This window comes from Roseinatronobacter sp. S2 (assembly GCF_029581395.1).
Lineage (GTDB): Bacteria > Pseudomonadota > Alphaproteobacteria > Rhodobacterales > Rhodobacteraceae > Roseinatronobacter.
On the sequence record NZ_CP121113.1, the window covers coordinates 1,123,492 to 1,137,104 of the forward strand.

At 61.1% G+C, this 13,613-nt stretch carries 14 protein-coding genes; 3 read left to right on the forward strand and 11 right to left on the reverse strand.

Going from position 1 to position 13,613, the window contains the following annotated elements; genetic code table 11:
• Nucleotides 1-59: 59 nt before the first annotated feature.
• From P8S53_RS05205 to P8S53_RS05225, 5 genes are read right to left on the reverse strand one after another with little or no spacing between them, the layout of a single operon-like run.
• The gene (locus tag P8S53_RS05205) at nt 60-833 is read right to left on the reverse strand and encodes an ABC transporter ATP-binding protein (protein WP_277806091.1); all 774 of its coding nucleotides are present in this window, start codon (nt 831-833) and stop codon (nt 60-62) included.
• A complete protein-coding gene (locus P8S53_RS05210; RefSeq protein ID WP_277806092.1) occupies nt 830-1,519 on the reverse strand; it encodes an ABC transporter permease in 690 nt (229 codons plus the stop codon). The genes P8S53_RS05205 and P8S53_RS05210 overlap by 4 nt, the downstream gene beginning before the upstream one ends.
• Nucleotides 1,516-2,235 carry an ABC transporter permease gene (locus tag P8S53_RS05215; protein WP_277806093.1) on the reverse strand — a complete coding sequence of 240 codons (720 nt, stop codon included), beginning with the start codon at nt 2,233-2,235 and terminating at the stop codon, nt 1,516-1,518. Before P8S53_RS05215 ends, P8S53_RS05210 begins: the two co-directional genes overlap by 4 nt.
• A gap of 7 nt (nt 2,236-2,242) precedes the next feature.
• A complete protein-coding gene (locus P8S53_RS05220) occupies nt 2,243-3,094 on the reverse strand; it encodes a transporter substrate-binding domain-containing protein (RefSeq protein ID WP_277806094.1) in 852 nt (283 codons plus the stop codon).
• Between the two features lie 40 nt (nt 3,095-3,134).
• Nucleotides 3,135-4,322: a M20 family metallopeptidase gene (locus P8S53_RS05225; RefSeq protein ID WP_277806095.1), complete on the reverse strand. Its 1,188-nt coding sequence runs from the start codon at nt 4,320-4,322 to the stop codon at nt 3,135-3,137.
• 260 nt (nt 4,323-4,582) lie between these two features.
• Between P8S53_RS05225 and P8S53_RS05230 the strand changes: the two genes are divergently transcribed.
• Nucleotides 4,583-5,230, forward strand: coding sequence for a TetR family transcriptional regulator C-terminal domain-containing protein (locus tag P8S53_RS05230; RefSeq protein ID WP_277806096.1), 648 nt, complete (start codon nt 4,583-4,585; stop codon nt 5,228-5,230).
• Between the two features lie 15 nt (nt 5,231-5,245).
• The gene (locus P8S53_RS05235) at nt 5,246-6,445 is read left to right on the forward strand and encodes a pyridoxal phosphate-dependent aminotransferase (protein ID WP_277806097.1); all 1,200 of its coding nucleotides are present in this window, start codon (nt 5,246-5,248) and stop codon (nt 6,443-6,445) included.
• A 54-nt stretch (nt 6,446-6,499) separates the two neighbouring features.
• On the opposite strand, the gene P8S53_RS05240 is transcribed toward P8S53_RS05235, so the two are convergent.
• From P8S53_RS05240 to P8S53_RS05270, 6 genes are all read right to left on the reverse strand, one after another.
• Nucleotides 6,500-7,267 (reverse strand): class II aldolase/adducin family protein, encoded by a 768-nt coding sequence (locus tag P8S53_RS05240; protein WP_277806098.1) that lies wholly within the window; start codon nt 7,265-7,267, stop codon nt 6,500-6,502.
• A gap of 17 nt (nt 7,268-7,284) precedes the next feature.
• Nucleotides 7,285-8,241, reverse strand: coding sequence for an NAD(P)-dependent oxidoreductase (locus tag P8S53_RS05245; RefSeq protein ID WP_277806099.1), 957 nt, complete (start codon nt 8,239-8,241; stop codon nt 7,285-7,287).
• Nucleotides 8,242-8,413: 172 nt separating this feature from the next.
• On the reverse strand, nt 8,414-8,548 hold the full coding sequence (locus P8S53_RS05250; protein ID WP_277806729.1) for a hypothetical protein: 135 nt from the start codon (nt 8,546-8,548) through the stop codon (nt 8,414-8,416).
• A gap of 758 nt (nt 8,549-9,306) precedes the next feature.
• Nucleotides 9,307-9,990 carry a DUF4105 domain-containing protein gene (locus tag P8S53_RS05260; RefSeq protein ID WP_277806100.1) on the reverse strand — a complete coding sequence of 228 codons (684 nt, stop codon included), beginning with the start codon at nt 9,988-9,990 and terminating at the stop codon, nt 9,307-9,309.
• 175 nt (nt 9,991-10,165) lie between these two features.
• Nucleotides 10,166-11,266, reverse strand: coding sequence for an alpha/beta hydrolase (locus P8S53_RS05265; protein WP_277806101.1), 1,101 nt, complete (start codon nt 11,264-11,266; stop codon nt 10,166-10,168).
• A 139-nt stretch (nt 11,267-11,405) separates the two neighbouring features.
• Complete coding sequence (locus tag P8S53_RS05270; protein WP_277806102.1) at nt 11,406-12,572, reverse strand: transglycosylase domain-containing protein; 1,167 nt, start codon at nt 12,570-12,572, stop codon at nt 11,406-11,408.
• Between the two features lie 346 nt (nt 12,573-12,918).
• Here P8S53_RS05270 and P8S53_RS05275 point away from each other — a divergent pair, with 346 nt between their 5' ends.
• Entirely contained in the window at nt 12,919-13,344 is a 426-nt protein-coding gene (locus P8S53_RS05275; protein WP_277806103.1) for a transposase, read from the forward strand.
• The last annotated feature ends 269 nt before the right edge of the window (nt 13,345-13,613 follow it).

Genomic DNA, 13,613 nt, shown 5'->3' on the forward strand with positions numbered 1-13,613 from the left:
TGCGCGAACGACCGTCTTGCGCGAACGGGGGGTATCTATACATGATCACGCATTGCTGATCATGCACGATCGAAATAGCCGCTGAGAAAGGCCCGGCAGCGGTCAGAGCGGGTGTTGCCGAAGACCTGTTCGGGCGTCCCGTCCTCTTCCACGACACCCTGGTGCAGGAAGACAGTACGACTCGAAACTTCGCGGGCAAAGCCCATCTCATGCGTGACGATGACCATCGTCCGGCCTTCTTCGGCAAGGTGGCGCATCACCTTCAACACCTCGCCGACCAGTTCCGGGTCAAGGGCTGATGTCGGTTCATCAAAGAGAAGCGCGCGGGGCTTCTGCGCCAGGCCGCGCGCGATGGCGACGCGCTGTTGCTGTCCACCCGACAGCTGGTTTGGCCAGGCATCCGCCTTGTCCGCCAATCCTACCTTTTCCAGCAGCGCCAAGGCCTCGTCTCGGCATTCCGCCTTGCTGCGGCGCTGGACGATCAGCGGCGCCTCGGTGACGTTCTGAAGCACCGTGCGGTGGGGCCAGAGGTTGAAGTTCTGGAATACGAAGCCAAGGTTGCGGCGAATGGTGCGGGCAGTGCGTTCCTGGGCACGGTTCAGCCTGCCTCCTTGGACCGTGATATGCGCATCGCCTACCGATACCGAACCGCTGTCGGGCGTCTCGAGCATGGGGATGCAGCGCAGCAGGGTGCTTTTTCCCGAACCGCTGGCACCGATCAGCGAAAGAACATCGCCATCGCTGGCCTGAAGATCGATGCCGCGAAGGACCTTGTTCTGTCCAAAGCTCTTGTGCAAACCCTTGACTGAGACTGCGGGATGGGTGCTTGTCATTGTCTTGCTCCGAATTGCCAGGGAGAGAGGGTGCGTTCGATCCGGTCGGTCAACCGCGTCACGATCAGCGAGAGCACCAGATAGATCAGCCCGGCGCAAAGGAATATCTCGACCGCGCGCCAGGTTTCGGCGACGGCTTCCCGGGCGATGCCGGTCACATCCATCAGGCTGATCATGCTGACCAGCGCGGTGGATTTCAGCATCGAGATCACCTCGTTGGAATAAGCTGGCAATGCCTGACGCACCGCGATGGGCAGTGTCACCCGGCGCAACACCTGCAAACGCGACATACCGCAGACGCGCGCCGCCTCGCGGGCGCCGACAGGCACCGCGCGCAGACCACCGCGCAGGATCTCGGAGGTATAGGCCGCGTCATTCAGGATGAGTGCCAGCAACCCGCACCAGTAGGGTTCGCGCAGGAACGGCCAAAGAAAGCTTGACCGGATGAACTCGATCTGACCCAGACCAAAGTAGATCATGAAAATTTGTACCAGCAGCGGCGTGCCGCGGAAGACGAAGACATAACTGCTCGCGAGCGCAGTGCCGGGGCGTGTGGTGCGTGCGAGATTGAGCAGCAGCGCAAGGCCAGCCCCGCCCAGCAAAGAGAAAAAAGTCAGGTTGAGCGTCAGCGGCAGGCCAGACAGAAGCTTGGGGAAAATGCTGGCAAGAAAAATGGTATCCATCATCGTTCCCCTTCCGAGTAGCCGGCCATGGTGCGTCGCTCAAGCAGGCGAAAAAACTGGTCGGAAAGCGTGGTAATTACCAGATAGAGGACGGCCGCCGCAGAGAAGAACAGCAAATGCTCATAGGTGGTGCCTGCAGCGATCGAAACCTGACGCATGATCTCCACCAGTCCGGTAACCGAAACCAGCGCGCTTTCCTTGACCACGGACTGCCACTGATTGCCCATGCCCGGTATCGCAGTGACCAAGGCCTGAGGCGCGGTCACGCGCCGAAGAAGCTGCCATCGCGTCATGCCGACGACACGCCCGGCCTCTAGCGTGCCCTTCGGCACCGCCTGATAAGCCCCGCGCAGAACCTCGGACTGTCCGGCCCCCGAGATCATGCCGATGGCCAGCATACCGGCGACGAAGCCGCTGATGTCAAAGGGGCCTTCGAGCCCCAGCGCCGTGCCCACGTAGGTGACGACCTGTCGCCCGCCGAAGTAGAACAGGAAAATCACCAGAAGATCGGGCACCCCCCGCAGGACAACAACGTAGACATCGGCGATGCGGCGCGCCAACATATTGCCGGAGACCCTCGCCCAGACCGTCAGCGTACCAAGGACCGTGCCCAGCAGGAACGCCGAAAGCGAGACGGCGAGGGTCATGAAACCGGCGCGCACAAGCGCCGGTCCCCAACCCTCTGGGCCGAAGCCCAAAAGATAAAGTTCAGATGTCATGAGAGTATCAGTATTGTTCCGGGGTCACGACAAGCCCGAACCACTTCGTTGACAGTTCTGCAAGTGTACCATCCGCGACGACGCTCTCAAGTCCGGCGTTGAAAGCTTCACGCAACGCGTCATCGCCCTTCTGCACCGCGATGCCCGCACCAGCGCCCATTAAGCCGCCGATGAAGGTCGGGCCGGTGGCCATGGCGCGGTCGGCGTTTTGTTCCAAGAAGGCCGAGACGTTGGTAAGTGATGCGATGCCCGCGTCGATGCGCCCGATCATCAGATCCTGATAAACGTCCGGGCCGTTGGGATAAGTGCGGACATTCACGCCCTTGTCCTTCAGGTATTCCTCAAGGAAGGCGGACTGGATCGTCGCCTGTTGCACACCGATTGTCTTGCCATGCAGCACGTCGGCCACAGCGTCGATGGCAGGGACGATGCTGTCCGGTTCACCCAGGTCGGCGGTGGCGCCGTCCATCGGCAGTTCAATCCCTGCCCGGTTCATCACCACAAAGGTCGAGCCGCCCAGCGTGTAGGGCAGCGAGAAGTCAACCACGTCCTGGCGGACGGGCGTGATGCTGATGCTGTTGATCACGGCGTCGTATTTACCGTCGATCAGACCCTGGATCATGCCGTCCCACGCCTGTGAGATAAACTCGATTTCCAGACCCTGCCGCTCGGCGATCTCATTCGCGAGGTCGATTTCGAAGCCATAGAGATCGCCGTTAGGGCGCGTCATGTTGGACGGTGGGAAGGCACCACCGGTCGTGAGGATGATAGTGCGGTCGGTAACATCGGCTTGGACGGCTGTCAGGCTCAGCACGCCAGCGATCAGCGCGGCGCTTGCGCTCAGAATTGTCTTGGTCATGTTTTATTCCTTTGTTCATCGGTTTTGTTTGGGAAGGAGGTTAGCGGAGCAATTCGGTTGCCATGCGTGCCAGCACGATGGCGCTGTCGGCAATGCAGCTTTCGTTGGGCTGGTAGTCCGAGTTGTGGACGCGATCATCGCGACCGGGGATACGGGCACCGACAAGGATCTGGATGGAAGGCATCCGCTCGGTGAAGAGTGAGAAGTCTTCCGCGCCGAAGCTGCGGCCTTCAGCGACATGCGGCGCCTCGCCGAACTGGGCGGCAAGCGCCGTGGCGGCGCGGTCTACCATCGCGTCATCGTTCACCAAGGCAGGCACGCCGCGGACGTATTCGATCCCGGCTTCCAGATCCATCGCAGCGGCGGAATGCGAACAGATGCGGCGGAACGATGCTTCTATCCGGTCGCGCGACTGGGCCGTGCGGCAGCGGGCGGTACCCTCAAACATGCAGGTGTCGGGGATGATGTTTTGCGTCTGACCACCGGCGATATGGCCAATGGTCAGCACTGCCGACTGCGCCGGGTCCATCTCTCGGGAGATGATAGTCTGCAACTGGCTGATGATATGGGCGGCCCCGACGATCGGATCGATGGCCGTGTGCGGGCGGGCGGCATGCCCGGAACTGCCACGGATTGTCACCTTGAACTCGTCGCTGGACGCAGTGGCGGCGCCGCGTTGCAGCAGTATCTTTCCGGCGTCCAGCTCGGGCCGGTTGTGAAACGTGATGGCCATGTCCGCGCCATCACCCGCGCCATCAGCAAGCATGGCCGCCGCGCCGCTTTCCAGCGTTTCCTCGGCGGGTTGGAAGATCAGCCGCACACTGCCGCGCAGTCGCGGGCCGATCTGCTTGAGCGCGTGCGCCGCACCGAGCAGGGCAGAGGTATGCAGGTCATGCCCGCAAGCATGCATTTTGCCCGGAACGGTCGAGGCATAAGGAAGCCCTGTCATCTCCTGAATCGGTAGCGCGTCCATGTCGGCGCGCAGGATCAGGCAGGGACCGGGCGCGCCGCCCTCAATTTCGGCCACGACGCCGGTGCGTCCAACGCCGGTCTTCGGGTCCAGGCCGATGGCGCGCAACTCCTCGGCCACAAGGGCGGCCGTGCGGATGGTGTCGAAACCTGTCTCCGGGTGGGCGTGGATATTGCGCCGTATTTCCACAAGCCGCGATTCAACATCGCGAACAAGCTTTTCGATCTCGGGGCCGGGATCATTGGCAAATTCAGTCATCTTTTTTGTCTTTCTATCGCGTGCGAGATCGTTCCTCATTCGCAATATTCTGTGTAATTTCGGCTTTGATACAGGACCCTATTTACCGCGCTGTTATACAAATGTATAGTATCTGCGACAAGTTTGAAGCGGACCAGTCACCATCGAAGCGTTTTTGATGGATTTCTGGACACTTCTGCTTACAAAACGAACTCGCAGGACGTGATTGCCACCGCAGCCCTCAACTGCATGGCAACAGTCACAATACAGAAGGGTGCCCAATGACACAGCGCAGCTATCAACGCCTGGGCGAGGACGCCCGACGCAATGCCCTGCTGGAAGCCACGCTGGATTGTCTGGCTGAAGACGGCATGGGCGGCGCCAGTGTGCGCAAGATCGCCGAGCGTGCGGGTGTTTCTGCCGGTCTGATCCGGCACTACTTCTTGTCGAAGGACGAGATGGTCCACGCGGCCTATGCCTATCTGATGGGCAACCTCACCGGTGCAGCGGCAGAGTCAGCGCGCATGGCCTCCGAGGGGCCTGCGCAGGCGCTGGCGCATTTTATTGCCGCGAACGTCAAGCACCCCAACCTGTCGTCACGCAAGGTTTCGCTTTGGGCGACCTTCATCGGGCGCGTCCGTTCCGGACAACGTTATGCCCAGATCCACCGCGAGAGCTATCGTGAATTCCTCGACCTGCTTGAAGCGCTGATCCACCCGGTCCTGACCCAGCACAATCTCCCGGCAGACCCGGCGACTTGCCATAGTCACGCCATCGCCCTGAATGGGTTGATCGACGGGCTATGGATCGAAGGCTCGCTTGGCCACGGGCTCTATGACCCCGCACGGCTGCCCCGGATCGCGCTTTCTGCCGCAGAGGGCATCCTGCGCCTGCCCAACGACACACTGGCGCATCCAACTGCGCGCTGAAGAAAAGGAAGACACATGCAGTATGCAGCCATCACACGCAGGCTGAAGGATCTGGGCGGGGACAAGTGGGCCATTCACAACGCCGCCCGCGACCGCCTTAACCAAGGCGAGGATATCATCGAACTGACAATCGGCGAGCCGGATATTCCAACCGATCCCGGCCTGATCGAGATTTGTGCCGACTCGATGCGCCGCGGCCGCACGCGCTATTCCAACGGCCGTGGCGAGGCTGGCCTTATCAAAGCGCTGCAACGGACTTACGCGTCGCGCCTGCCCGAAATCGCGCCTGAAAATATCCTGTGCTTTCCAGGCACGCAGACCGCCCTGTTTGCTGTGATGCTTGCGCTGGTCGAAGAGGGCGATGGCGTGCTGATTGGCGATCCTTACTATGCAACATATGATGGGGTGGTCGAAGCGACTGGCGCCAAAGTGCAGGCCGTACCGCTGAAGATGGAGCACGGCTTCGTCCCGCAGCCCCATGATCTGCAAACTGCGATCACGCCGAATAGCCGCGTTCTGCTTCTGAATACCCCGCACAATCCCAGTGGATCGGTCATCAACCACGACAGCATGCGCGCCATCGGCGATATTGCCCTTGCCCATGATCTGTGGATCGTCTGCGACGAGGTCTACGAGTCGCTGATTTTCGAAGGCGAGTTCTGCTCTCCTTTAGAATTCGCCCCTTTGCGTGAACGCACAATCGTAGTCTCTTCTATTTCCAAGAGCCATGCCGCGACCGGATTTCGCAGCGGCTGGGCGATTGGTCCCAAAGAGGCGATGCGCCTGTTACTGCCGATCTCGGAAACCATGCTCTTCGGGAACCAACCCTTTATCGCCGACATGACGGAAGCCGCGCTGACCGACGATTACGACACCGCCGAACGGTTGCGCACCTCGTTGGCGCGTCGCGCGCGGACCTGTCAGGCGGCCTTCGAGGCAGCTGAGGGGTTGTCGTCCTTTTTGCCGCGCGGCGGGATGTTCATGTTGGTAGACGTATCGGCCACCGGACTGGGCGGTGAGGCATTTGCCTGGCGGCTGCTGGAGGAAGAAGCCGTGGCAGTCATGCCGGGCAACTCTTTCGGCGGGCAGGCCGGACACCTGATCCGGCTGGGCCTGACCTTGCCCGACGCAAAGCTGGCAGAAGCCGTGCGCCGCATCACGGCCCTGTCGGCCCGGCTCTGTGCCGCAAGATTTCCCGCAAAAGCACAGGCATAAGCAAAAGGCTGGTGCGCCAGCCCCTTCTTGCCCAAAGCGATCAGACCGCGCCGGTCAGTCGCGATAGTCTGGCGCAATCCGGTCCAGCAGGCGCAGGTGCGCCGCCCATTCCAGCGCCACGTCATCATCCTCGCCCATCGAGCCTTCGTACTGCTTGGCTACATGGTCGGCCACATTGTCGGGGACCGCACGCAAAGGCTGCCCCATCGAAAGAGTGGCCACCTGAATTTCGCAGGCGCGCTCCATGTAGAACATTGTATTGAACATCGAAGCTGCGGTCGCTCCAGTGGTCAGCAGGCCGTGGTTGCGCAGTACCAGCACCGGGTTGTCGCCAAGACTTCTGACCAAGCGCTCCCGCTCGCCCAGATCCAGCGCGATGCCCTCGTAGTCATGGTATGAAATCCGGTTGTGGAACTGCAGTGCAATCTGGTTGAGCGGCAAGAGTCCGTCTTCCAGCGTCGAGACCGCCACACCGGCACGCGTATGCGTATGCATGATCCAGGCAGCATCATGGCTGGTCCGGTGGATCGCCGAGTGAATGGTGAAGCCCGCCGGGTTCACAGGATAGGGGCTGTCATCGACCTTGTTACCGTCCACGTCGATCTTGACCAGAGACGAGGCCGTTATTTCGTCCCAAGAAAGGCCGTAGGGGTTAATCAGAAAATGACCTTCTTCGCCGGGCACGCGGGCGGTGATGTGGGTGTAAATCAGGTCGGTGAACCGATAGTGCCAGGCCAGTCGGTAGCAGGCTGCAAGGTCGCAGCGGGCCTGCCATTCGTGGTCGCTCGTCGTGGTCGGGGCGGCGGTTGCAGCTTGTTTCATTGGGGTCTCCTATTCGATCAATAGCCGCGCGCGCGTTCAACGCCGAAGCTGAGAGGGGCACCTTCGCGCAACTCGCGCGCCGTGGTGACAATTTGTTCGGCGACGACAGAAGGAACCGAGTCACTGGCAATATGCGGCGTGATGCGCAGGCGAGCGTCGTGCCAGAAAGGGTGATCCTCTGGCAGCGGTTCGGCGTGGAACACATCCAGCGTGGCACCGGCAAGCTGTCCGCTGTCGAGCGCGGCAATCAGGTCGGATTCGACCAGATGTTCGCCGCGCCCTATCTGGATCAGCCAGCTGCCCTGCGCCATGGCCGCAAACAGCGTGGCGTTCAGCACGGCCTCGGTGGCTTGGGTCAGCGGCAGGATGTTGATGACGAAATGCGCACCGGCTGTAGCCGTGAGAACCGCATCCGTGCCGCTGAAGTAGCTGACATCCTCAATCGGTCGCTCGGGTTCTGTCCGGCAGGCGACGCGAAGCGTGAATCCCAAGCCGCGCAGGGTGCGGGTGACGGCTTCCCCCATGGTGCCGTTGCCCAGAACGGTGACGATTGTGGCCTCTGGGGCTTGCATGGGCAGGGGTTCCCAGGCTGCGCGGCTGGCCGAGGCCGCAAGCCGCGCGAAGTTACGTGAGACATGCAGCACCTCATGCGCGGCATATCCTGCCATCAGCGCCGCTTGATGTGGGTCACGCACGCGGGCAATGGCGGTCTCGGAAGAGAGTTCGGGATTGCTCAGCAGGTCATCGACGCCAGCACCGATCGACATCGCCAGCTCAAGGTTGGGATAAGCGGCAAAGCTGTCTGCCTCCGCCAACCAGCAGATGGCGAAGCGGATTTGTTCGGGATATGAAACCTCCTCGGGGCGAAGCACCTCGATATCAGGGCCTGCCGCGCGCAAGGCAGTTCCATACAGGCTTTCCAAGTCCAGCGTCCGGCTTAGGAATACGCCTTGAATCGGCTCATCGTCTCTCATCAGGAATCCTGTTTTATCTGGTTTCACATCTCCTTTATTGCACATTCGTATAACTGCGTGCAACCATGTGGCCTTGGCCTTGGCCATGTCCCTGGCTGGTCTGAATGCGGCTTGGAGGGATGGACCCTTTGGGGCCTCTCGATTTCGCGGGTCTACAGGAAGCCCGCGCGGATCAGCCGTCCGGGCGGGATCGAGGGTCGGCGACAACCTGCCTGATCTTGCGCAGCGGGTGCCGCGCGGGGATGCGATCTTCCAGATCGACATAGCTCAATAGCGACCTGCGCGTCTCGTCCGTTCCGCGCATCATCGCTCCCCGCCGCTTTCGTCCCGGGAGTGAAACATGTTCTCAAATGACTGCCGAGGCGGAACTATTTCAGCACTCTGCTCTCATGATCGCTGTCAAGATTTTGCTTCACTGTGAATAATCCGACGGTGCCGGTCACAGCGCGACGTGGATGCGCAATAGGCCACTGTCCAGCCATTCGTTCCGGGATAGATACGGCCGTGGCGCAGCAAAATCCTTGAAGATACTGGCGCGCCTTGCCCAACACCCGCATCGCAGTCGCCCGCGCACGAACCAGGTCGCGCATCGCTTCATGCGCCGCGCCCGGCACCCAGGCGGTCAATTCACCGACGCGTTGCAGCCTGCCAACATCACCCCGTCGCCAGCCATTTCCGAAATGAGCGCGCGTGCAACCACGATGCAATCATGTTCTATTTCCACAAGCTGGCGGCGCAGGCCATGGCCACATGATCCCGCCTCATAGCAAAAGTGCAACCGACATCGTCGCCTTGTGAGGATCCAGCCCGATGAATATCCTATCCTGCAAGTGGTATCTCCCTCATTCTTGAGGCTCGGTATCTGCCCATGCGCTGCAACCCTCGAACGAAGAATGTCGCGGGAGGGGCCAGCATGCCAATCAGCTCACACCGCGATCATGGGGGCTAAAGTCGCTGCCGTCAGGGTCTGCGGATACCGTCAAATATGCAACGTCTTCCGGCAGGATCTGCGCGCGTCGGGTGATCCGTGCCTCTGCCAGAAGCTGGCCCAGCCGGATGCTTTGATCAAGGGCGCCGATGCCATAGCGATAACCGGGCAGATAGCCCGAGGCCCGAATCCGCCTGTCGAAGGGCAGACCTGTTTCGACCAGTCGCGCCGGGGCAAAAGACCACCGTGGTGCAGTTCGCGTTGATCGTATTATAAAATTTCGGCTGTTCAGCTTGCGCGTTACCCTGGTGCAGATAGGACAGGAACAGCTCGCGCGCCTGCGCATGGATCAGGCGCAGGCGGAACAGCGACACATCCTCGCGGCGATGATCGGTGCGCAGTTTGACAATATCCAGTTCCTCGGCAGCAATCAGGACCAGCTCGAATGCTTTGAAAAATCCAACGATGGATGAGAAGACCTCGTCCGCCTCGCGGCGGATTTCGGCGGAAAAGACCAAATGGCGCACGGCATCAAAGCCGAAGGTGACAAGCACAAGCGCGATGGTCGGGCTGCCCCAGACCGACGTGAACAGATCTACCGAGGTGATGCTGTCCAGCGGATAGCTTGCCGTCTTATACCGATGGATGACCGTGTCGCGATCCTGCCAGTCGAAATCACGGATGTGATGGACCAGCATGCTGTCTGCACCGATCTCGGCGGTGACGCCATGGGCAACATCTGCGGCCCAGTCCCGGTCCTGTCGCGGCGCGATACCCGACCACCAGACGATGAAGGTGACCAGACAGGCGGCCTGGCGCAACCAGCCGCGCCGGAGGTTGCGCCAGGCCAGCAGGTGGCGGGGGCGCTAGCATGATCACGGCGGCCTGAACCGGACGGACAAGGCCGTCAAGCTGGTACTGTAGCGTCTAAGCGTGAAGGCTAGCAGGGCGATCAGGGCAAGGCCGAACAGCACCGCCCCCAGCCTGCCGCGCATCCTAGCGACCCAGGGTCGCATCGACGGCCCGGAGGGGAGCGGTGATGATTTGGCCTGCGGAATCCAGTACGAATGTACCGGCTTCGGCAAAGCCTCCGCCCTGGCGCACCTCGTTGAGTAGCGCCGGATAGGCCGCAGCGACGGCGATATAGCGGTCGTGATTCGCCGGAGTGCTGGCATCCGCCGACGAAATATCGACCAGCGTCACGTTCGCGGCCCTGGCCGCCGCCTGAATCCGCGGGTCGGTCAGGTCCAGCGCCCCCAGCCTGCCATAGCGGCGCGTCGCCCCCGACAGCCGCAGCGCCCGGTCATCGGGCGAGACCATGACCACCAGCGGGATGTCCATCCGGCCAATCACCGCCATCTGTTGCCGGAACACATCGACATCAATATCGGGGGCCGCCAGAATCACCTCCAGCCGCGACAGGGCGTCGTCCTTGCCCGCCAGCCGCATCTGGCGCAGCGCTTCCATCACCAGCCATCCGCCCATCGAATGCCCAAAGACTGTGATCGAATCTGCGCCTGTATCTGCAGTCAGCCTGGTCAGCAGATCGTCCAGCGCGTCGCGTGAGAAAGCGGCAGAATCCTGATCGACCGGATATCCTCTCAGCGAGGCGGCAGAGGGCCATGAAAACAGCACCGGCGCCCCGGACAGCTGCGCATCCGCCTGCATCTGCGCGGTGCGGTACAGCGATTCCGGAAAACTGTAGTTGAAGCCGTGAACGAAGACGACCGAACGTTGGGCATCCGCCGCAGCCACACGCTGAAGAAAGCTGGAGCGATCCACGCGCAGATGCTGTGTGACGGCGAAATCGGTACGCGGATCGGCGATGCCCTTGGGCCATTCGATTTGACCGGGAACGTGGTTCGGCGGGATCGAGACGGTGAATTCCGCAAACCCCATCTCATCCGAACGACCGCTGGTATAGCCATCGGCAAGCCGCACCGCCGAGGTGCGGGTGGTGGCCACGAATATCCGGGACTCGGTCGCCTGCACCGCAGCCTCGGGTGCGGGCACCGGCCAGATCGTCTGCTCGGTCGGACGCCCGGCGCAGCCGGCCAGAGCGCAAATGAGAAGCAGGGGCAGAGACAGACGCATCATTCGGGAACTCCGATCTCAGGAGGTGTCAGGGATCGCGGTCCTGCCAGACCTCGGGGGCAGGAAAGGTCGGGGGCGCGCGGCATACCCGCGCGCGGTCGTAGCCCAAGGGCCGGCTCCGCCGCACCGAGGCCGACGGGCCTCATCGCAGATACCCGTCAGGGCCGCAGGCCAGATCCGCCGCCAGTTCCGCAACCTGTCTGGCGATGTCCGCAGCAGAGTCGGATGAATGGCCTCTGAGCCAGTCAATTGCAAGCCAGACCAGACCTCCGGCGAAGAACTGTGTCGTCAGCCCTCTCCGCTCGGGCGTGCTGGCGGAGGCATTGATCACTTCGGGCAGGATCCGTGCCCCGACCAGTCCGATCAACTCGTTGAAGAAGTCTGCGGTCCCGGCCTCACTCATCACCCGGACGTAAAACGCCCGATGCGCCTCCAGGTGGATAAAGATCGGCCCGGCGCTCCGGGAAAGATGGCCGAAAAGTTTCTGTCGGGTCAGACGGGCACCGGGCGGCAGAGGTTCGGGAAGGGGAAAGGCTATGGCAAGCCTGTCCAGCGTCGCTGCCCGCGCCACCGCTACCACATCGGGAAAGTGCTGGCAAAAGCTCGGGCGGGTGATGCCGGCCTCTCTGACCAGCCCGGTAATGGATATCCCGGCCAGCGGCGTTTCCCCGATCATCCGCGTGACGGCCCTGAGAATGGCGGCCCGGCTTCGTTTCAGACGGATGTTCCCGGCGATCGTCACCCGTGCAGGAGAAGCGGCCGCGTTTGGCCCATGCAGCGCGTCGCCGGGGCGATGACAATTGGCGGTGATCGCTTGATCGGAGATCTCCATGATCGGTCGGCCATAAATGCTTTCGCTTGCGTGGAAAAATCCTGTCATCCATCCATCGGGACCGCGCCCCATCTCGACGGTATCAAGCCAGAGCGCAAGAATTTGATCTTTGCTGAGTTGGCTTTCCAAGCCCAAAGCAAAGCCCGTCTGCCTTATCTTGCCGATGCCAGGACGAAATTCATCGAAACCCAATCGTTTGGAAAGTGACTGAGAGATTGTTGTCAGCCCGGCACCTTGAGTGGAGAAATCAATCCCGCTGTGCTCCAGGTAGGCGGGGTCTTGCACTAAGACGAGTTGTCGAAGGCGATCAGCTCCCAGACCGTCCGGACCTCTGCCATCAGCTATCAAGGCATCGGCGCGCGTTTCGTATTTGTCCGACTGACGGATGGCGTCCCAATATCCCAAAGCGCCATAGCCTGTAAAGCCCACACCGAGAACAACTAACGCAGTCGCCGTGAATTTAAGTGCCCGCTTCATCTCCGCCTCTGCTCAGTACAAGCCTGATTTCATGAAAGCTTACAATGGATCGCGTGCAGATCAAACGCAGAGCTACCCTGAAAGCAGTCGTCGCAGCATCCGTCAAAGCCGGGCTTTCGGACCATCCGGCGTCTGGGTGATCGCCCCGTTATACGGCGCGTGAATAAATCATTATCCGTAGCTGGCGAATGCCAGCTTGTTTCCGTCAGGATCGTGGACATAAGCATAGTAGAAGCCGGGTCCGTACTGGGGGCGCAGCCCCGGCTTTCCTTCGCAAAGGCCACCGTTATCGATGGCTGTTTTATAGAGCTGATCAACAAGCCCTGCGGTCGATGCCCTTCGCGCGTTGCGCGGCGTGAACACTATCATCGCAACGACCGTAGTAGCAGAGATCGGCGACATCACCCGCTTTGAAAATCCGCGTCAGCTGATGGCCTGGCTCGGGTTGGTACCAAGCGAGCATTCCAGTGGCGGCACGACGCGGCGCGGGCGGCTGACAAAGACCGGGAACGCCTTGGCACGCACAATGCTGGTGGAAGCGGGCTGGTCCTATCGCCATCCACCCAAAGAGGGGCAGCCGTATCTCAAGCGATCTGCGCACCTGCCGCAGGAGATCAAGGACATTGGCTGGAAAGCACAGACGCGGTTCTGCAAGCGGTTCCGTCATCTATCGAACACTGGCAAACCTCTACCACGCGTGCTCGCAGCCATCGCGCGCGAACTCGCTGGATTCATCTGGGACATCGCCCGAAAAACACCGCTGTCTGTGTAACTTAGCAGTTCATACTGCCTGTGCAGTACGCCGGAGATGGCAGCGGCCAATGATAGGGAAATCCTCGGAGTACGTTGGGAAACATATCCGTTCTTAGAGAGAGGCAATCCCGTATCGAACCAGGTCAGGCGGTAACCAATCCGCGGATGAGAGCATGATAACCATCGGTTCGGCCTACCGTCTCCAGCGCCTGCACAGGCTACACCTTTGACCAACCCGTGTCAGCGGGGTAGATTAATCGTGTCAGGATACCCGAGAACGCTCATGAG